This is a genomic window from Nocardioides sp. Leaf374 (genome assembly GCF_916862475.1).
GTDB lineage: Bacteria > Actinomycetota > Actinomycetes > Propionibacteriales > Nocardioidaceae > Nocardioides > Nocardioides kribbensis.
The window spans coordinates 40,083-58,196 of the sequence record NZ_CAKASO010000025.1 but is presented as its reverse complement, the minus strand read 5'-3'; the positions used below and the strand labels follow the sequence as shown (position 1 = coordinate 58,196).

Below are 18,114 nucleotides of genomic sequence, written 5' to 3'. Positions count from 1 at the left end.
CTGGGGGGCCGCCGGGGCGGCGCCCGGGCGCTGCCCGGCCGGGGGGGCCTGGCGCGGCGCCTGGCCGGTCGCGCGACCAGGGGCCGACCCGGGAGCATCCGTGGCCACCGGGATCACCTGGGTCTTGTCGGCGTCCTGGGAACGGCGCTCCGAGTCGTCGTCGAAGATGGACAGGCCCTGGTCGCTCATGGGTGGAAACCTCTTCCGGGTGGTGGGGGCTGGTGCCTCTCCATCCTCCCGCATGCGAGGCCCCGAACCCACCCCGACGCGGCGTGGCTCAGCGTTTACTCAGCGCGTGTCGGGGTGGGCCGGGTCGACGGGCCTCCTCAGACGCCGCGGAAGCGGTTGATCGCCTCGATGTGACGGGCCCGCATCTCGGTGTCGCGCACGCCCAGTCCCTCCTCGGGGGCCAGCGCGAGCACGCCGACCTTGCCCTGGTGGGCGTTCTTGTGCACGTCGAGAGCGGCCTGGCCGACCTCCTCGAGGCCGTAGGTCCGCGACAGCGTCGGGTGGATCATGCCCTTGGCGATGAGGCGGTTGGCCTCCCACGACTCGCGGTAGTTGGCGAAGTGCGAGCCGACGATGCTCTTGAGGTTCATCCACAGGTAGCGGTTGTCGTACTGGTGCATGTAGCCGCTGGTGGAGGCGCAGGTGACGATCGTGCCGCCCTTGCGCGCGGCGTAGACGCTGGCGCCGAAGGTCTCGCGGCCGGGGTGCTCGAAGACGATGTCGACGTCCTCGCCGCCGGTGAGCTCACGGATCCTCGCCCCGAGGCGACGCCACTCCTTCTGGTCCTGGGTGTGCTCGTCCTTCCAGAACTTCCAGTTCTCCTCGGAGCGGTTGATGATGTGCTCGGCGCCCATGGCGCGGCAGATGTCGGCCTTCTCCTCGTTGGAGACCACGCAGATCGGCGTGGCGCCACCGTTGAGGGCGTACTGCGTCGCGAAGCCGCCCAGGCCGCCCGAGGCGCCCCAGATGAGGACGTTGTCGCCCTGCTTCATGCCCGCGCCGTTGCGCGAGACCAGCTGGCGGTAGGCGGTGGAGTTGACCAGGCCGGGGGAGGCGGCCTCCTCCCAGGTCAGGTGGGCCGGCTTGGGCATGAGCTGGTTGGACTTCACCAGCGCGACCTCGGCCAGGCCGCCGAAGTTGGTCTCGAAGCCCCAGATCCGCTGCTCGGGGTCGAGCATCGTGTCGTTGTGGCCGTCGGGGCTCTCCAGCTCCACCGACAGGCAGTGCGCGACCACCTCGGCGCCGGGCTTCCAGGAGTTCACGCCGGGACCGGTGGCGAGCACGACGCCGGCCAGGTCGGAGCCGACGATGTGGTACGGCAGGTCGTGACGCTTGGTCAGCGGCGAGATCTTGCCGTAGCGCTCGAGGAAGCCGAAGGTCGAGACCGGCTCGAAGATCGAGGTCCACACGGTGTTGTAGTTGATCGCCGAGGCCATCACGGCCACCAGCGCCTCGCCGGGGCCGAGCTCGGGGAAGGGCACGTCGTCGACGTGCAGGGACTTGCGCGGGTCCTTGTCGCGGCTGGCGACGCCCTCGAACATGTCCTGCTCGTCCTTGTGCACCGTCACGGCGCGGTAGGACTCGGGCAGGGGCAGGTGGGCGAAGTCTTCGCTGGCGGTGTCGCCGGCGAGGACGGCGTCGAGGATGTTCTGCACGTCGGCTCCTGTGCGGGGTCGGGGAGGTGCGGGTGACGGCGTCGGACCCGAGGGCGGGCCGACGTCTGGCGAACATTACTGTCCGGTAACCGGTCAGGCGACCGATGTGTTGGAGGTCTCAGCCCCGCTCAGGGTGGCGGGCCGAGGTGGGCGGGCGGTTGGTGGCGCCCGCCGAGCAGTGCGGTGCGGTGCGGTCAGTGCGCCGGGCGCGCGGCCGGCTCCACCAGCTCGACGAGCACGCCGCCGGCGTCCTTGGGGTGCACGAAGTTGATGCGGGAGTCGGAGGTGCCGCGGCGCGGCTCGTCGTAGAGCATCCGCAGGCCCCGCTCACGCAGGACCGCGCTGACGGCCTCGACGTCGGTGACGCGGTAGGCGACCTGCTGGCAGCCCGGGCCGGAGCGGTCGAGGTACTTGGCGATGGTGGAGGTCTCGTCGAGCGGCGCGAGCAGCTGCACGCACGACCCGGAGTCGCCCACGGCCATCATGGCCTCGCGCACGCCCTGCTCGGCGTTGGTCTCCTCGTGGGCCAGGCGCATGCCGAAGGTGTCGCGGTAGAACGCGATGGCCTCGTCGAGGTCGGGCACGGCCATGCCGACGTGGTCGATGGCGGTGAAGAGGTGGTCGGGGATGCCGAGCGGGCTGGCGCCGCTGTCCTGGGTCTGGCTCATGGCGTCATGGTCGTACGCCGCGCCGCGCGCCGCGACCGCTTGTGACGCGCGCCTCACGAGGTGGGGACTCGGACACCCTCGCCCCCGATGTGACTCGTCGGTATCTTGCTCGCATCGGGCCCGTCTCCGCCGGTCCGAGCACCGACCCGCTGGAGGAACCCATGTCCGACCACGCCGCCCCGTCGAGCTCGCCGACCGTCATCGTCGCGGGAGCCCGCACCCCGATCGGCCGTCTCCTGGGAGGGCTGAAGGACCTGAGCGCCGCCGACCTCGGCGGGGTCGCGATCAAGGGCGCCCTCGAGAAGGCCGGCGTCTCCGGAGACCAGGTCGACTACCTCATCATGGGCCAGGTCATCCAGGCCGGCGCGGGCCAGAACCCCGCCCGCACCGCCGGTGTGGCCGCGGGGCTGCCCATGAGCCTGCCCTCGATCACCATCAACAAGGTCTGCCTCTCCGGTCTCAACGCCATCGCGATGGCCGACCAGATGGTCCGCGCCGGCGAGGCCGACGTGGTGGTGGCCGGCGGCATGGAGTCGATGACCAACGCCCCCCACTTCCTGCCCAAGTCGCGCGAGGGCATCAAGTTCGGCGACGTCAAGCTCGTCGACTCGATGGCCTACGACGCCCTCTTCGACCAGTTCACCTCCCAGGCGATGGGTCTGCTCACCGAGGAGCGCAACGCCGCCGACGAGAACCTCACCCGCGAGGAGCAGGACGAGTTCTCCGCGCTGTCGCACCAGAAGGCCGCCGCGGCCTGGAAGAACGGCGTCTTCGACGAGGAGGTCGTGCCCGTCTCGATCCCTCAGCGCAAGGGCGACCCGGTGGTCGTCTCCGCCGACGAGGGCGTGCGCGGCGAGACCACCGCCGAGTCCCTCGGGCGCCTGCGTCCCGCCTTCTCCATGACGGGCACCGTCACGGCGGGCTCGGCCTCGCAGATCTCCGACGGCGCCTGCGCGGTCGTGGTGATGAGCAAGGCGAAGGCCGAGGAGCTCGGGCTGGACTACCTCTGCGAGATCGGCGCCCACGGCATGGTCGCGGGCCCCGACTCCACCCTGCAGCTCCAGCCGGCCAACGCCACCGCCCTGGCCTGTCGCAAGGAGGGCATCGAGCCCACCGACCTCGACCTCGTGGAGTTCAACGAGGCCTTCGCCGCGGTCGGCATCTCCTCGGCGCGCGCCCTGGGCCTGCCCGACGAGAAGGTCAACGTCAACGGCGGGGCGATCGCGCTCGGCCACCCGGTGGGCATGTCGGGGGCACGCGTGGTGCTGCACCTCGCCCTCGAGCTCAAGCGGCGCGGCGGCGGCACCGGCGCGGCCGCGCTCTGCGGCGGCGGCGGCCAGGGCGACGCCCTGATCGTGCGCGTCCCGAGCAGCTGAGCCCCGACGCCCCGCGACCCGGGGGTCGGCGCCGCGCGGCGTCGGTCCCCGACCTGGTCGCGGCCGCCCGCGAGGGTCAGCCTCGGGCGGTGGCCCGGCTGATCTCGATGGTCGAGGACGAGTCGCCCGCGCTGCGCGAGGTGATGGCGGCGCTGGCCCCGCACACCGGCCGCGCCCAGGTCGTGGGGCTGACCGGCTCGCCCGGGGTCGGCAAGTCGACCTCCACCAACGCGCTGGTCACGCGGCTGCGCGCCGCGGGCAAGCGGGTCGGCGTGCTCGCGGTCGACCCCAGCTCGCCGTTCTCCGGCGGTGCGCTGCTCGGAGACCGGATCCGGATGTCGGACCACGCCTCCGACCCGGGCGTCTACATCCGCTCCATGGCCGCCCGCGGCCACCTCGGCGGTCTGGCCTGGAGCACTCCGCAGGCGATCCGGGTGCTCGACGCCGCCGGGTGCGACGTGGTGCTCGTCGAGACCGTGGGCGTCGGCCAGAGCGAGGTCGAGGTCGCGGCGCGCGCCGACACCACGCTGGTGCTGCTGGCCCCCGGCATGGGCGACGGCATCCAGGCCGCCAAGGCCGGGATCCTCGAGATCGGTGACGTCTACGTCGTGAACAAGGCCGACCGCGACGGCGCCGACCAGGTGCGCCGCGACCTGCGGGGCATGCTGTCGATGGCCGACCGCCCCGCCGGCGCCTGGCGGCCCCCGGTGGTCGCCACCGTCGCGTCCAGCGGCGACGGCGTCGACGAGGTCGTCGCCGAGCTCGACCGCCACCACGCCTGGCTGCACGAGACCGGCGAGCTGCGGCGTCGACGTACGCGTCGGGCGCGCGAGGAGGTCGTCGCGATCGCCGTCACCGCGCTGCGCCGCAGCTGGGGCGACGTCGACGGACGCTCGGAGCTCGACGCCCTCGCCGAGGCCGTCGCCGCGGGGGAGAGCGATCCCTACGCCGCGGCCGACCGGCTGCTCGGCGCGCCTGCTCCGTGACGGGTGTGGCTGCTGGTAGGCATGTGCCGTCCTGTGGACGCGCGGCGCCGAGCCGCTGACGTCCGCCGCTCACCGCTCGAGAACAGACAGGTTGGTCGACGATGAAGAAGGTGGTCATCGCCCTGGTCGTGGTGTTCCTGGGCTTCTGGATGTTCACCGACCCGCGCGGGCTGGCCGACGCCGCCGGCGGCGCCGGGGGGCAGATCGCGGCGTGGACCGGCGACTTCTTCTCCGCGCTCATCAGGTTCGTCGGCGAGCTGGGCTGAGCCGTGGGTCTGCTCCGCAGCTGGGGCGACCCCCAGATCCACAAGCACCTCCTGCGCGACGAGGGCGAGGTCATCGTCGACGAGGTGCTGCACCACTGGACGGCCTACGTGCGCCCGGTGCTCGAGGGGGTGCTCGGTCTCGTGGTGCTCGTCGGGGCGGCCTTCGTGCCGATGGGTGCCGCCTGGGTGCTGCTCGTGGGGGCCTTCGTGCTGCTGCTGCGGGCCGGGTGGGGAGTGCTGCGCGAGCACCGCGACCGCTTCGTCATCACCAACATGCGCGTCTTCCGCGTCCACGGGGTGCTCTCGAGCAACCTCGCCACCATGCCGCTGAGCCGCATCCTCGACATCACCGTGGTCAAGCCGCTGCACGGGCGGCTCCTCGGCTTCGGCCACTTCGTCTTCGAGTCGGCGGCCCAGGAGCAGGGCCTGCGCGACGTGAGGTACGTCGGTCGCCCCGACGAGCGCGACCTCGCGATCCAGCGCGTCGTGCAGCGCTCCGGCCTGCGCGGCCCGCGCGTCAACTGAGACCGGCCTTCCCTAGGATTGGCCCCATGACGCAGCAGCCGTTCTCCCGCCCCGGTGCCATCGACCTCTCGGCCCTCAAGCGGCCCGCGCCCGCGGCGCCCGCCGCACCGGCCGCCCCCGGGGCCCCGGGCGGTGCCGGGGGCCCGGCCGCGGGGGGCGCGGGCGGCTCGTCCTACGCCGTGGAGGTGACCGAGGAGAGCTTCCAGGCCGTCGTCGAGCAGTCGATGACCGCGCCGGTGCTGCTCGTCTTCTACTCCCGCACCCGCATGCCCGAGAGCGGCCAGTTGGCCGACGACCTCGCGACGCTCTCGGCGGAGTTCGAGGGCCGCTTCCTCGCCGGCCTCGTCGACATCGACGCCGCCCCCGGCATCGCCCAGGCCATGCAGATCCCCTCGATCCCGCTGGTCGTGGCCGTGCTCGACGGCCGCCCCGCGCCGCTCTTCCAGGACGTGCTGCCGCTCGAGGAGCTGCGCACCGCGCTCACCCAGGTCGTGCAGCAGCTCACCGCCCAGGGCATGACCGGTCGCCACCAGCCCCGCGGTGCCCAGGCCGAGCCCGGCGCGGAGGGCGAGGAGGAGCCCGCCGTCGACCCCCGCTACGCCCCCGCCCAGGACGCCCTGGCCGCCGGCGACGTCGACCGGGCGGTCGCGGAGTACCAGAAGCTGGTCTCGGCCAACCCCGCCGACGCCGAGGCCGCGGCCGGCCTGGCCATGGCCACGGTCCTCCAGCGCACCCAGGGCGTCGACGAGGCCGCCGTGCGCGCCGACGCCGACGCGCGCCCCGACGACGTCGACGCCCAGACCCTCGTCGCCGACCTCGACCTGGTGCTGGGACAGGTCGACGAGGCCTTCGCGCGGCTGGTCGAGCTGGTGCGGCGTACGACGGGCGACGAGCGCACCGCCGCGCGCGAGCACCTCCTCGGGCTCTTCGCGGCCGTGGGCAACGACGACCCGCGCGTGCTGCGCGGGCGCCAGGGCCTCGCCAACGCCCTCTTCTGAGGGGTGAGGAGCCGGTGACCCCGCTGGGCTTCGGGCAGGGCGTGGCCTACCTCGGCCGCGGCTTCGCCATGTGGCGGCGCCGGCCCGGGCTGATGGCCCTCGGCATGGTGCCGGCGCTGATCGTGCTCGTCGTGGTGGTCGCCGCGCTGGTGGGGCTGCTGCTCACCGTCGACGACCTCGTGGGGTGGGCCACGCCCTTCGCCGACGGCTGGGCCGACGTCGCCCGGGTCGCGCTGCGCGTCGGGCTCGGGGTGCTGGTGGTGCTGGGCTTCCTGCTGGTCGCCTCGCTGACCTTCACCGGCCTCACGCTGGCGGTCGGTGACCCCTTCTACGAGCGGATCTGGCGGGAGACCGAGACCATGCTCGGGGGCGAGGCTCCCGGAGACGGGCTGGGCTTCTGGCGCTCCGCGCGCGATGCGGGCGTGCTCGTGGGGCTGGGCCTGGTGACCGGCCTGCTGGTGCTGCTGATCGGCCTGCTGCCCGTGGTGGGCGCCGTGGTCGGCGCCGTGCTCGGGGTCGTGGTCTCCGGGCGGCTGCTGGCCGCCGAGCTGGTCTCGCGGCCCCTGGAGGCCCGCGGCATCGACCGGCACGGGCGGCGGGCGCTGCTGCGCGAGCACCGCGCCGCGCTGCTCGGCCTCGGCACCGCCACCCAGCTGTGCTTCCTGGTGCCCCTGGGCGCCGTGGTCGTCATGCCGGCCGCGGTGGTCGCCTCCACCTGCCTGGCCCGCGACGCCCTCGACGCCGCTGCCGCCCGCCCGGTGGGCGGCTGAGGAAGGCCGCAGCTCGTCCACAGCCCAGGCGCAGCGTGCTCGCGACGGTCGTCCGCCTCGGCGACCATGGGGCATGCCTCTGGACCGGGACGAGCTCGACCACCTGCTCGACCGCGTGCAGGACCGCATGGTCTCGCGCCGGCAGATCCTGGCTCTCGGCGGTGCCGACCACGACATCGCCCGCCTGGTCCGGCGACGTGAGCTCGTGGCCGTGCACCCCGGTGCGTTCGTGGCGCACACCGGGCTGCCCACCTGGCGGCAACGGGCGTGGTGTGCGGTGCACGCACGGTGGCCGGCCGCCCTGGCGCGCGAGTCGGCGCTGCCCGGACCGCCGGCCGACGCCCCGATCCAGATCGCGGTCGACCACCGCCGCACGGTCAGGCCGTTGGCCGGTGTCGTGGTGCACCGCACGGCGGACCTGGAGGGTCGCGTGCTCTGGCAGGCGACTCCGCCGCGGGTCCGGCGCGAGCACGCGGTGATCGACGTGATCGCCGGGGAGGACCCCGCCCGCCACTTCGGCGTGCTGGCCGCGGCCTGTCACGACCGGCAGACCACCCCGGAACGCGTCAGGGCGGCGCTCGACGCCCGGGGAAGGATGCGCGGTCGCGGGGTCATCGAGGCGATGCTGGACGACCTGACCGCGGGCGCCTGCTCCACCCTCGAGCGTGCGTTCTGGGAGCGGGTGGAGCGGCCCCACGGCCTCCCGACGGGCGCACGCCAGGTTCGTGCCGGTGCGGGCGAGGTCGCCACCGTGCGTGACGTGGAGTACCTGGGGCTCGGCGTGGTGGTCGAGCTCGACGGTCGGGCGTTCCACGCCGACCGTGCCGCCTGGGACGCCGACCACCAGCGCGACCTCGAGGCACTGGTCTCCGGGCGGAGCACGGTGCGGCTCACCTGGGGTCAGGTGACCGCAGCACCGTGTCGTACGGCGGGCCACCTGGCCGCGCTGCTGCGCCGCGCTGGTTGGTCCGGCGCGTCACGACGGTGCCCGCGGTGCCCGCCGGGCGAGGCGCCGCCGCGTTGACTCGTGGATCGCACACACCTGGTGCGTGGGATCCACGAGCGGTCGGTGCCTGAGCGGCTCGTCCGCCCTCAGCGGCCGCTCTCGGTGTACGCCGGGGCGCCGGTGGGGTCGGCGACACGGGCCAGGGCGGCCTCGACGCGGCGCGCGGTGAAGTCGGCGCAGTGCTCGCGGACCTCCGCGGGGGTGCAGAACTGCGCGGAGCGGATCTCGCGGGCCTGCTCGACGATCGAGGCGGTGATCGAGGCGGGGTGGACGCCGCCGTCGTAGACCAGGCAGAGCGCGTCGTCCCACCCGCTCCACGGGGGCAGCCAGTCGGTCAGCAGCAGGTCGCCGGCGGGGATCTGCAGCGCGAGCTCCTCCTCGACCTCGCGGGTGACGGCCTCGCGGGGCGCCTCGCCGACCTCGACGACCCCGCCGGGCAGGTCCCAGTCCTGCTTGTAGGTGAGGCGGCACAGCAGCACGCGCCCCTCCTCGTCGCGCACCAGCATCTGGCTGATGGCGCGCTTGCGCGGCAGGAAGGAGTTGAGCAGCTCGCGGAAGCCGGCCGGCTCGTGCACCGGGGTGTCGGTGGCCAGGCGGGCGTAGACGACGCGGTCCACGGGCCCGCCGTCGAGGGTCACCCCGCGCATCACGCCCTCGCGGCGCATGCCCGACCAGGTGGCCAGACGCTGGCCGCCCTCGTCGTCGGGGTCCACCAGGGCCTCCACCCGCGGGTGGTCGACCAGGGCGGCGGCGACCTCGCGGCGCACGACGTCGACGTTCTCGCCGGGCTCCCAGCTGATCCGGGCCACGCCCTCGGCGACGGTCGCGACGCTCGGCTGGACGGTCGGTTCCTGGCTCACCGGGCCAGCCTAGTCAGGCCCCGGGAGGAGCGACCGCCCAGCCGCGGGTGTCGCCGCCGGTCGGTCGCGGTCAGGCGAAGTCGGCCTTGCGGATGAGCGCGTGGATGCCGGTGGTGCGGTCCACGACCTGCGAGCACTGGAAGTCGGCGGCCGCCGAGAGGTAGGCGTAGGCCACCGGACCGGCCATGCCGCGCTCCTCGACCAGGAACGCCAGCGCCTGCCGCACGGCGTCCTTCATGGCCAGGTCGAGGCTGGTGGCGTTGCCGCCGCCCTCGGGACCGTCGGGGTCGCTGAGGCCGATGGGGATCCAGAAGTCACGGTTCTCGGCGAAGGGCTGCTCGAAGGCCTGGGCGGGCGCGCCGCGGCTGCCGCGCTTGACCACGCTCAGGCGCAGGGTGGGACGCAGCGAGCCCTCCATCGCGGTCAGGGCGACCTCGCCGTCCCCCTGCGCCATGTGCGGGTCGCCGGCGAAGAACATCGCCCCGGCGACCTGCACGGGCAGGTAGAGCGTGGAGCCGACGGTGAGGTCGTTGATGTCGATGTTGCCGCCGGCGTAGGTCGGCGGCACCGAGTCGACCAGGGCGGTCGTGTCGCGGGCGACGCCCATCATCCCCAGGAACGGGTGCAGGTCGAAGCCCACGGGCACGTCGCCTGGCAGGCGACCCCGCAGCCCGCCGCGAGACCTCACGACCTCGGTGAAGACGCTGATGTTCCCGCCCTCGTTGACGTACGCCGCGTGCGCCGGGTCGCCCACGAACCGCTCGGGGTACTCGCCGGGCAGCGCGCCCTTGCCGTGGCGGTTGGAGACCACGCCGTAGGGCACCCGCAGGGGCAGGTCGAGCACGTCGACGCGCAGGACGTCGCCCGGCTCGGCGCCGCGCACCGCGACGGGCCCGGTGACGACGTGGGGTCCGGGGCCGTCGTGCGGGGTGTGGGCGGCCACCTCGACGGCGTCGCGCAGCACGTGACGCTCGGGCACGCCGAAGGAGCCGAAGTACTCGCGGGGGTCCTGGCCCTGGTCCTCGAGCAGGCCCTCGTGGGAGAGGGTGTCGAGGGTGACCACGTCGCCGGAGGAGACCACGGCGACGGGCTCGCTGAGCCGGTTGGGCAGCCGGCCCCACAGCACCTCCTCGGCGCGCGCCCGCACGTAGCGACCGCGGGTCGGACCGGTGCCGGGCTGCAGCACGCGGACCGGCCCGTGGGGTCCGCCCGCCGGCGCCCGACGTCCGGGCGAGGCACCCGCCGGGGCGCCGGTCGCGCCGAGGGCCCCGGCGCCGACAGCGCCCGCGGCCGCCCCGCGCAGGAGGGCCCGTCGGGCGAGGGAGGACAGCTGGTCAGGGGTTCCCGAGGTGGTCATGACCCACAACCCACCAGGTGCGTGTTACCCGCCCGTGTCGGGGCGTCACGGGCGGGTAACACCTCGGCTCGGGGTCAGGTCCGGCGGCGCAGCCAGACGGTCGCGAGCGGCGGCACCACGACGTCGGCGTGGGCCGGCTGACCGACGTGCTCGCCCGGCACGGCGACGACCGAGCCGAGGTTGCCGACGCCGGAGCCGGTGTAGCCGCTGGAGTCGGTGTTGAGCACCTCCTCCCACTCACCGGCCTCGGGCAGCCCGAGCCGGTAGTCGTGGTGGGGGATCGCGGAGAAGTTCGTCACGCAGACCAGGTCGGCCGCGCCCTCGCCGCCGTGGCGCACGAAGGAGAACGTGTTGCGACCGGCGTCGTTGGCGTCGATCCAGCGGAAGCCGGTCGGGTCGTGGTCGAGCGCCCACAGCGCCGGGGTGTCGACGTAGGTGCGGTTGAGGTCGCGCACCAGGGAGTGCACGCCGCGGTGCTCGGGGTGGTCCAGCAGCCACCAGTCGAGCTCGCGCGACTCCGCCCACTCCGACTCCTGACCCATCTCGGCGCCCATGAACAGCAGCTGCTTGCCGGGGTGGGCCCACATGAAGCCGAGGTAGGCGCGCAGGTTGGCCAGCTGCTGCCAGCGGTCGCCGGGCATCTTGCGCAGCAGGGACCCCTTGCCGTGCACGACCTCGTCGTGGCTGATCGGGAGCACGTAGTTCTCCGACCAGGCGTAGACCAGGGAGAAGGTCATCTCGCCGTGGTGGTGGGCGCGGTGCACCGGCTCGTGGGCGACGTAGTCGAGCGAGTCGTGCATCCAGCCCATGTTCCACTTGAAGCCGAAGCCCAGGCCGTCGGCGGAGGTCGGGCGGGTCACGCCGGGCCAGGAGGTCGACTCCTCGGCGATGGTCACGATCCCGGGCACCCGCTTGTAGGCGGTGGCGTTCATCTCCTGCAGGAACTGCACGGCCTCGAGGTTCTCCCGCCCGCCGTGGACGTTGGGGGTCCACTCGCCCTCCTCGCGGGAGTAGTCGAGGTAGAGCATCGAGGCGACGCCGTCGACGCGCAGCCCGTCGGCGTGGAACTCCTCGAGCCAGTAGATCGCGTTGGCGTAGAGGAAGTTGCGCACCTCCGGCCGCCCGAAGTTGAAGATGTGGGAGCCCCACTCCTTGTGCCAGCCGCGCTGGGGGTTGGGGTCCTCGTAGAGCGGGGTGCCGTCGAAGCGGGCCAGCGCCCACTCGTCGGTGGCGAAGTGGCCGGGCACCCAGTCGAGGATGACGCCGATGCCGGCCTGGTGCAGCCGGTCGACGAGGCGGCGGAAGCCGTCGGGGTCGCCGAAGCGGGAGTCGGGGGCGAAGTAGGAGGTGACGTGGTAGCCCCACGAGCCGCCGAAGGGGTGCTGCATCACCGGCATCAGCTCGACGTGGGTGAAGGCGAGGTCGGCGAGGTAGCCGACCAGGTCGTCGGCCAGCGCGTCGTAGTCCCACATCGAGCCGTCGTGGTGCTTCTTCCACGACGCCAGGTGCATCTCGTAGACGGTCATCGCCTCGGCGACCGGCTGCTTGGCGGCCCGCGCCTCCATCCACTCCTGGTCGGCCCAGGTGTGGGTCGACTCGTAGACCTTGGACGCGGTCGCGGCGGGCACCTCGGCCCACGCCGCCATCGGGTCGGCCTTCTCCAGCCAGCGGCCCTCGGCGGTGAGGATCGCGAACTTGTACGCCGTGCCGCTGCCGACGCCCGGGACGAAGAGCTCCCAGACCCCCGACGAGCCGAGCTGGCGCATCGGGTGCTGGCGGCCGTCCCAGCCGTTGACCTCCGAGATCAGCCGCACGCCACGCGCCGCGGGCGCCCAGACCGCGAACGACGTGCCGGACACCCCGCCCTCGTAGTGGCGCACGTGGGCGCCGAGCACGGTCCACAGCAGCTCGTGACGGCCCTCGTTGATGAGGTGGAGGTCCATCTCGCGCACGGTGGGCAGGAAGCGGTAGGGGTCGTCGGCCTCGTGCGGCTCGCCGTCGTAGGCGACCAGCAGCCGGTAGTCGGGCACCTCCTCGACGGGGAGCACGCCGACCCAGACGCCCTCGTGCTCGTGGGTCAGCGCGGTCTCGCCCCAGGTGCCGCGCACGGTGACGCTGGAGGCGAGCGGCCTCAGCGCGCGCACCGTCACGCCGCCGGGGCCCGGGTGGGCACCGAGCACCGCGTGCGGGTCGCCGTGCTGCCCCGAGACGAGCAGGTCGAGCTCCTCGGTGGGGACGGGGACGGGGTGCTGGCTCTGCGGGGTCATGCCGCTCCGATCTCAGCCACGGCCGCGAGCGGGATGTCCACCCAGGCCGGACGGTTGCGGGTCTCGTAGACGGTCTCGTAGACCGCCTTGTCGGCGAGGTAGGCGGCGAGCAGCACGTGCTCGGCCTCGCTCATGTCACCACCGCTGTAGGCGGTGAGGAAGTGGTTGCGGCTGCGGTGGGCCCACTCGGCGGCGCGCACGCTGCGCTGCTCGGCGCCGGAGGGGTCCTCCTCCAGCAGCTGGCGCTCGACCACGCGCGGGGCGTAGTCGAAGGAGCGCAGCATGCCGGCGACGTCGCGCCAGGGGGAGTCGGGCAGCAACCGCTCGTGCAGGGGCTTGGCCGGCTCGCCCTCGAAGTCGACGATCTTCCAGCCCTTGGCGGTGCGCAGGGTCTGGCCCAGGTGCAGGTCGCCGTGCACGCGCTGCACCTCCACCTCGCCGAGCGAGGCGACGCGGTCGTAGGCGGCCCGCAGGCCCGCGGCGTGGGCCGCGAGGCTCGGCTGCACCGCGGTGGCCGCCTCGAGCCGCGCGGTCATGGCCGCACCGATCCCGGCGGTCTCCTCGGCGCCCAGCACCCGCGTCGGGAACTGCTCGGCCAGCAGGGCGTGGATCTCGCGCAGGGCCTCGCCGAGCCGGGTGGCCTCGCCGGCGAAGTCGCCACCGACCTCGTGGGCGTGCAGCTCGGGGTCGGCGAAGAGGTTGCGCACGCTGGAGAGGGCGAGGTCCCAGCCGTCGCTGGCGGTGCGGAGGAACTGCTGCAGCATCGCCAGCTGCACCACCGCGCCCGTGCCGCCGTCGGCGGTCTCGTCCATCCAGTCCAGCCAGCCGTAGAGGGAGGCCACCTTGTCGCTGTCGGAGCGGGTGAGGACCTCGTGCACCTGGATGTCGGGGTTGACGCCCACGGTCACCTTGCGGAAGACCTTCATCAGCGAGTCCTCGCCGTAGGCCACCGAGGAGTTCGACTGCTCACCGGAGAAGAGCGTGGAGTGCACGTCGGTGTCGAGCTCGTGGCCGGGCAGCCGGTGGAAGGCCATGGTGCTGCGCTCGTCGGTCATGTTGCCGCCGGGGCGCGAGGCGGCCTGGTGGAAGGAGCGCAGCCAGCCCGCCATGGCGCGACGGTCGTGGAGCGCGTCGTAGGCGTGGACCCAGCCCAGGCCCGGCTCCTCCCACCAGCCGATGAAGGCGTGGTCGAGGCGGGGCTCGGGGTCGGTGTAGAAGGCCAGCGGCACCTGGTAGAGCTCTACGGCGTCGGGCGCGTCGGCGGCGACGTCGGAGTAGGTCAGCTCGACCAGGTGCACCGCCACGGTGGGCGGGCCCTCCACCTGGCCGGGCAGGATCCCGATGCGGCGGATCGCGCTGACCGTGAACGGGCGCCCCTTGCCGGCGAACCAGCGGGTGCGGCCCAGGTAGTCGACGAAGACCTGGGGGTCCAGGTGGGTCGGGGGAGTGGTCGGGGGTGTCGTCGGGGGTGTCGTCGGGTCGCTCACAGCAGCTGTCCCTCGTGCGGCTTGTCGCTCGGTGTCAGGCGGAACCAGTAGAACCCGTAGCCGGCCAGGGTCAGCAGGTAGGGCAGCTCGCCGATCTCGGGGAAGGAGACCCCGCCCAGCAGCTCCACGGGCCGGCAGCCCTCGTAGCGGCGCAGGTCGAGCTCGACCGGCTGCGGGAAGCGGGAGAGGTTGTTGACGCAGAGGATGGTGTCCTCGGTGCCGTCGTCGGCGACGTGGGTGCGCACGTAGGAGAGCACCGTGGAGTTGGAGCCGCCGAGGTCGTGGAAGTCGCCGAGGCCGAAGGCCGGGTGGTTGCGGCGCGCGTGGATCATGCGGCGCGTCCAGTGCAGCAGCGAGGAGGAGTTCTCCAGCTGCGCCTCGACGTTGACCGACTCGTAGCCGTAGATCGCGTCCTGCACCACCGGCAGGTCCAGGCGACCGGGGTTGGCCGAGGAGAAGCCGGCGTTGCGGTCGGAGGTCCACTGCATCGGGGTGCGCACGCCGTCGCGGTCGCCGAGCCAGATGTTGTCGCCCATGCCGATCTCGTCGCCGTAGTAGAGCACCGGGCTGCCGGGCAGCGAGAGGAGGAGCGCGTTGAAGAGCTCGATCTGGTTGGTGTCGTTCTCCAGCAGCGGCGCCAGCCGTCGGCGGATGCCGATGTTGGCCTTCATGCGGGGGTCCTTGGCGTACTCCGACCACATGTAGTCGCGGTCCTCGTCGGTGACCATCTCCAGGGTCAGCTCGTCGTGGTTGCGCAGGAAGATGCCCCACTGGCAGTTGTGGGGGATCGCCGGGGTCTGCTCGAGGATCTCCGAGATCGGGAAGCGCGACTCGCGGCGCACCGCCATGAAGATGCGCGGCATCACCGGGAAGTGGAAGGCCATGTGGCACTCGTCGCCGCCGGACTCGAAGTCGCCGAAGTACTCCACCACGTCGTTGGGCCACTGGTTGGCCTCGCACAGCAGCACGCGACCGGGGTAGTGCTCGTCGACGTAGGACCTGACGGTGCGCAGGAAGTCGTGGGTCTCGGGGAGGTTCTCGCCGTCGGTGCCGGGGCGCTCGTAGAGGTAGGGCACGGCGTCGAGCCGGAAGCCGTCGAGACCCATGTCGAGCCAGAACGACATGGCCTCGATCATCGCCTCGTGGACCTCGGGGTTGTCGAAGTTGAGGTCGGGCTGGTGGGAGAAGAAGCGGTGCCAGAAGTACTGCTGGCGCACGGGGTCCCAGGTCCAGTTCGAGGGCTCGGTGTCGACGAAGATGATGCGGGCGTCGGAGTAGAGCTCGTCGGTGTCGGACCAGACGTAGAAGTCGCCGTAGGGGCCGTCGGGGTCGGAGCGGCTGGCCTGGAACCACGGGTGCTGGTCGCTGGTGTGGTTCATGACGAAGTCGATGATGACGCGGATGCCGCGCTCGTGGGCCTGCTCCAGGAAGTAGCGGAAGTCCTCGATCGAGCCGATCTGGGGCAGCACGCCGGTGTAGTCGGCGACGTCGTAGCCGCCGTCGCGCAGCGGGCTGGGGAAGAACGGCGGGATCCACAGGCAGTCGACGCCCAGCCACTCGAGGTAGTCGAGCTTCTCGACCAGGCCGCGGAAGTCGCCGGTGCCGTCGCCGTTGGAGTCGCGGAAGGAGCGGACCAGCACCTCGTAGAACACGGCGGTCTTGAACCAGTCGGGCGTGGAGTACGCCGCCTCCCCGGCGTCGACGCCGGAGCTGGTGTGGCCGTCCTCGACGGGGTCGGCGCCCAGCGGCGGACCCTCGGGCGCCGGGCCGGGGCCGTCGTGCTGGTCCTCGACCGGGTCGGTGCGGGTCTCGGTGCGGGTATCGGGGCTGGTGCTCATGCGGTCCTCCTGACGGAGAAGACGTGGGCGGGCTCGTGGTGGGGGTCGAGGCGCACGTAGTTGTGCTGGCTCCAGGTCCAGGCCTCGCCGGAGATCTCGTCGGTGACGAGGAAGGAGTCGCCCCACTCCATGCCCATCGCGGGCAGGTCGAGGTGGACGGTGGTCTCGCGGGTGGCGTGGGGGTCGAGGTTGAGCACGACGAGCACCGTGTCGTCGCGACCGGCCCCGACGGCACTGCCCGGGGGCAGCTGCTTGCTGTAGACGAGCACGTTCTCGTCGTCGCTGGCGTGGATCACCACGTTGCGCAGCTGCTGGAGCGCGGGGTGGGCGCGCCGGATCTCGTTGAGCCGCGTGAGGTACGGCGCGAGCGTGCGGCCCTCGGCCTCGGCGCCCTCCCAGTCGCGGATGCGGATCTGGTACTTCTCCGAGTCGAGGTACTCCTCGCTGCCGGGGCGCACCGCGACGTGCTCGTAGAGCTCGTAGCCGGCGTAGACCCCCCACGTGGGGGAGCCGGTGGCCGCCAGCGCGGCGCGGATCTTGAACGCGGCGGGGCCGCCGTACTGCAGGAAGCCGTGGAGGATGTCGGGGGTGTTGACGAAGAAGTTCGGCCGCATCATGTGGTCGGTCTCCGAGGACAGCTCGCGCAGGTAGTCCTCGATCTCCCACTTGGCGGTGCGCCAGGTGAAGTAGGTGTAGGACTGGTGGAAGCCGACGGCGCCCAGCCCGCGCATCATCGCCGGGCGGGTGAAGGCCTCGGCCAGGAAGAGCACGTCGGGATCGGTGCGGCGCACCTCCTTGAGCAGCCACTCCCAGAAGGCCACCGGCTTGGTGTGGGGGTTGTCGACCCGGAAGATCCGCACGCCGTGGGCCATCCAGTGCCGCACCACCCGCAGCACCTCGCGGCAGATGCCGCGGGGGTCGTTGTCGAAGTTGACCGGGTAGATGTCCTGGTACTTCTTCGGCGGGTTCTCGGCGTAGGCGATGGTGCCGTCGGCGCGGGTGGTGAAGAACTCGGGGTTGGTGGTCACCCACGGGTGGTCGGGCGCCGCCTGGAGCGCGAGGTCGAGGGCGACCTCGATGTCGAGCTCGCGCGCGCGGGCCACGAAGGCGTCGAAGTCCTCGAGCGTGCCGAGGTCGGGGTGGACCGCGTCGTGGCCGCCGTCCTTGGACCCGATCGCCCACGGCGAGCCCGGGTCGTCGGGGCCGGGGGTCAGGGTGTTGTTGGGTCCCTTGCGGTTGACCTCGCCGATGGGGTGGATCGGGGGCAGGTAGAGCACGTCGAAGCCCATGGCCGCGACCGCGTCGAGCCGCTTCGCCGCCGTGCGGAACGTGCCGCTGGTGACCGCGCCCGTGGTCTCGTCGCGGGTCGCGCCCTCCGAGCGCGGGAAGAACTCGTACCAGCTGCCGAAGAGCGCCCGGGGGCGGTCGGCGTAGAGCGGGAAGGGGCCCTCGACGGTGACCAGCTCGCGCACGGGGTGGGCCAGCAGGACCGCCTCGAGGGCGGGGTCCTGGAGGGCGGCCAGGCGCGCCTCGACGGGACGCTGCTCGTCCACCGCGGCGGCGAGCCCGGCCGCCACCAACTCGGCGCCCCGACGGTCGTCGGCGGCCAGCTGCTCGCGCACCTGCTCGAGCAGCAGGCGGCCCTCGGTGAACATCAGGTCGACGTCGACGCCGGCGGGCACCTTGAGGCCCGCGGCGTGCTGCCAGGTGGCGATCGGGTCGGACCAGGCGTGCACCTCGAAGGACCAGGCCCCACCGGCGTCGGGGGTCACCCACGCTTCGTAGTGGTCGGGCGTCGTGGGGTGCTTGGCCATGCGCACGGGGGCGCGGCGCTCCCCGTCGGGGCCGACCAGCACCACCTCGGCGCCGAGCTTGTCGTGGCCCTCGCGGAAGACCGTGGCCGACACCGGCATCGGCTCGCCCACGGTGGCCTTCGCGGGGAGCCGACCGAGGTCGACGAGGGGCATGACGTTCATGACTGGGATGCGTCCGACCATGCGCCCACCCAACCGGCCTGCCCGCGGCGTTGCAAGGCAGGAGACGCGT

15 protein-coding genes and 1 pseudogene are annotated in these 18,114 nt (G+C 72.9%); 7 read left to right on the top strand and 9 right to left on the bottom strand.

The window, feature by feature from the left end:
- The 3 genes and pseudogenes from LPA27_RS12370 to mce form a co-directional block, all read right to left on the bottom strand.
- Positions 1-189: pseudogene (locus tag LPA27_RS12370) on the bottom strand (hypothetical protein); the annotation flags it as partial.
- A 137-nt stretch (positions 190-326) separates the two neighbouring features.
- Complete coding sequence (ccrA, locus tag LPA27_RS12365; RefSeq protein WP_228942620.1) at positions 327-1,664, bottom strand: crotonyl-CoA carboxylase/reductase; 1,338 nt, start codon at positions 1,662-1,664, stop codon at positions 327-329.
- A gap of 194 nt (positions 1,665-1,858) precedes the next feature.
- The gene (mce, locus tag LPA27_RS12360) at positions 1,859-2,332 is read right to left on the bottom strand and encodes a methylmalonyl-CoA epimerase (protein WP_056903856.1); all 474 of its coding nucleotides are present in this window, start codon (positions 2,330-2,332) and stop codon (positions 1,859-1,861) included.
- 161 nt (positions 2,333-2,493) lie between these two features.
- Here mce and LPA27_RS12355 point away from each other — a divergent pair, with 161 nt between their 5' ends.
- The 7 genes from LPA27_RS12355 (at position 2,494) to LPA27_RS12325 (ending at position 8,277) form a co-directional block, all read left to right on the top strand.
- Positions 2,494-3,708: an acetyl-CoA C-acetyltransferase gene (locus LPA27_RS12355; protein WP_228942619.1), complete on the top strand. Its 1,215-nt coding sequence runs from the start codon at positions 2,494-2,496 to the stop codon at positions 3,706-3,708.
- The gene (meaB, locus tag LPA27_RS12350) at positions 3,705-4,694 is read left to right on the top strand and encodes a methylmalonyl Co-A mutase-associated GTPase MeaB (protein WP_416383244.1); all 990 of its coding nucleotides are present in this window, start codon (positions 3,705-3,707) and stop codon (positions 4,692-4,694) included. The genes LPA27_RS12355 and meaB overlap by 4 nt, the downstream gene beginning before the upstream one ends.
- A gap of 101 nt (positions 4,695-4,795) precedes the next feature.
- Complete coding sequence (locus LPA27_RS12345) at positions 4,796-4,960, top strand: hypothetical protein (RefSeq protein ID WP_156697866.1); 165 nt, start codon at positions 4,796-4,798, stop codon at positions 4,958-4,960.
- A 3-nt stretch (positions 4,961-4,963) separates the two neighbouring features.
- Entirely contained in the window at positions 4,964-5,485 is a 522-nt protein-coding gene (locus tag LPA27_RS12340; protein ID WP_056864156.1) for a PH domain-containing protein, read from the top strand.
- A gap of 26 nt (positions 5,486-5,511) precedes the next feature.
- Positions 5,512-6,483, top strand: coding sequence for a co-chaperone YbbN (locus LPA27_RS12335; RefSeq protein ID WP_056903857.1), 972 nt, complete (start codon positions 5,512-5,514; stop codon positions 6,481-6,483).
- 14 nt (positions 6,484-6,497) lie between these two features.
- Positions 6,498-7,253 carry an EI24 domain-containing protein gene (locus LPA27_RS12330; RefSeq protein ID WP_228942617.1) on the top strand — a complete coding sequence of 252 codons (756 nt, stop codon included), beginning with the start codon at positions 6,498-6,500 and terminating at the stop codon, positions 7,251-7,253.
- Positions 7,254-7,326: 73 nt separating this feature from the next.
- Entirely contained in the window at positions 7,327-8,277 is a 951-nt protein-coding gene (locus tag LPA27_RS12325) for a hypothetical protein (protein ID WP_228942616.1), read from the top strand.
- A 68-nt stretch (positions 8,278-8,345) separates the two neighbouring features.
- Here the strand turns inward: LPA27_RS12325 and LPA27_RS12320 are convergent, their stop codons facing one another.
- From LPA27_RS12320 to LPA27_RS12295, 6 genes are all read right to left on the bottom strand, one after another.
- Positions 8,346-9,119 carry an NUDIX hydrolase gene (locus LPA27_RS12320; RefSeq protein WP_228942615.1) on the bottom strand — a complete coding sequence of 258 codons (774 nt, stop codon included), beginning with the start codon at positions 9,117-9,119 and terminating at the stop codon, positions 8,346-8,348.
- Positions 9,120-9,189: 70 nt separating this feature from the next.
- Positions 9,190-10,476: an acetamidase/formamidase family protein gene (locus LPA27_RS12315; protein ID WP_228942614.1), complete on the bottom strand. Its 1,287-nt coding sequence runs from the start codon at positions 10,474-10,476 to the stop codon at positions 9,190-9,192.
- Positions 10,477-10,550: 74 nt separating this feature from the next.
- Positions 10,551-12,743, bottom strand: a complete 2,193-nt coding sequence (gene glgB / locus LPA27_RS12310; protein ID WP_228942613.1) for a 1,4-alpha-glucan branching protein GlgB — start codon at positions 12,741-12,743, stop codon at positions 10,551-10,553.
- Positions 12,740-14,230, bottom strand: coding sequence for a maltokinase N-terminal cap-like domain-containing protein (locus LPA27_RS12305; protein ID WP_228942612.1), 1,491 nt, complete (start codon positions 14,228-14,230; stop codon positions 12,740-12,742). Before LPA27_RS12305 ends, glgB begins: the two co-directional genes overlap by 4 nt.
- Positions 14,227-16,068 carry a maltose alpha-D-glucosyltransferase gene (gene treS, locus LPA27_RS12300; protein ID WP_228942611.1) on the bottom strand — a complete coding sequence of 614 codons (1,842 nt, stop codon included), beginning with the start codon at positions 16,066-16,068 and terminating at the stop codon, positions 14,227-14,229. The genes LPA27_RS12305 and treS overlap by 4 nt, the downstream gene beginning before the upstream one ends.
- Positions 16,065-18,065 carry an alpha-1,4-glucan--maltose-1-phosphate maltosyltransferase gene (locus LPA27_RS12295; protein WP_267477210.1) on the bottom strand — a complete coding sequence of 667 codons (2,001 nt, stop codon included), beginning with the start codon at positions 18,063-18,065 and terminating at the stop codon, positions 16,065-16,067. Before LPA27_RS12295 ends, treS begins: the two co-directional genes overlap by 4 nt.
- Positions 18,066-18,114: the final 49 nt, after the last annotated feature.

Bases quoted from the DNA above. Each gene is read 5' to 3' on its own strand.
- mce (WP_056903856.1), bottom strand. From the start codon at position 2,332: ATGAGCCAGACCCAGGACAGCGGCGCCAGCCCGCTCGGCATCCCCGAC.
- LPA27_RS12355 (WP_228942619.1), top strand. From the start codon at position 2,494: ATGTCCGACCACGCCGCCCCGTCGAGCTCGCCGACCGTCATCGTCGCG.
- LPA27_RS12345 (WP_156697866.1), top strand. From the start codon at position 4,796: ATGAAGAAGGTGGTCATCGCCCTGGTCGTGGTGTTCCTGGGCTTCTGG.
- LPA27_RS12335 (WP_056903857.1), top strand. From the start codon at position 5,512: ATGACGCAGCAGCCGTTCTCCCGCCCCGGTGCCATCGACCTCTCGGCC.
- LPA27_RS12325 (WP_228942616.1), top strand. From the start codon at position 7,327: ATGCCTCTGGACCGGGACGAGCTCGACCACCTGCTCGACCGCGTGCAG.
- LPA27_RS12315 (WP_228942614.1), bottom strand. From the start codon at position 10,476: ATGACCACCTCGGGAACCCCTGACCAGCTGTCCTCCCTCGCCCGACGG.
- glgB (WP_228942613.1), bottom strand. From the start codon at position 12,743: ATGACCCCGCAGAGCCAGCACCCCGTCCCCGTCCCCACCGAGGAGCTC.
- treS (WP_228942611.1), bottom strand. From the start codon at position 16,068: ATGAGCACCAGCCCCGATACCCGCACCGAGACCCGCACCGACCCGGTC.
- LPA27_RS12295 (WP_267477210.1), bottom strand. From the start codon at position 18,065: ATGGTCGGACGCATCCCAGTCATGAACGTCATGCCCCTCGTCGACCTC.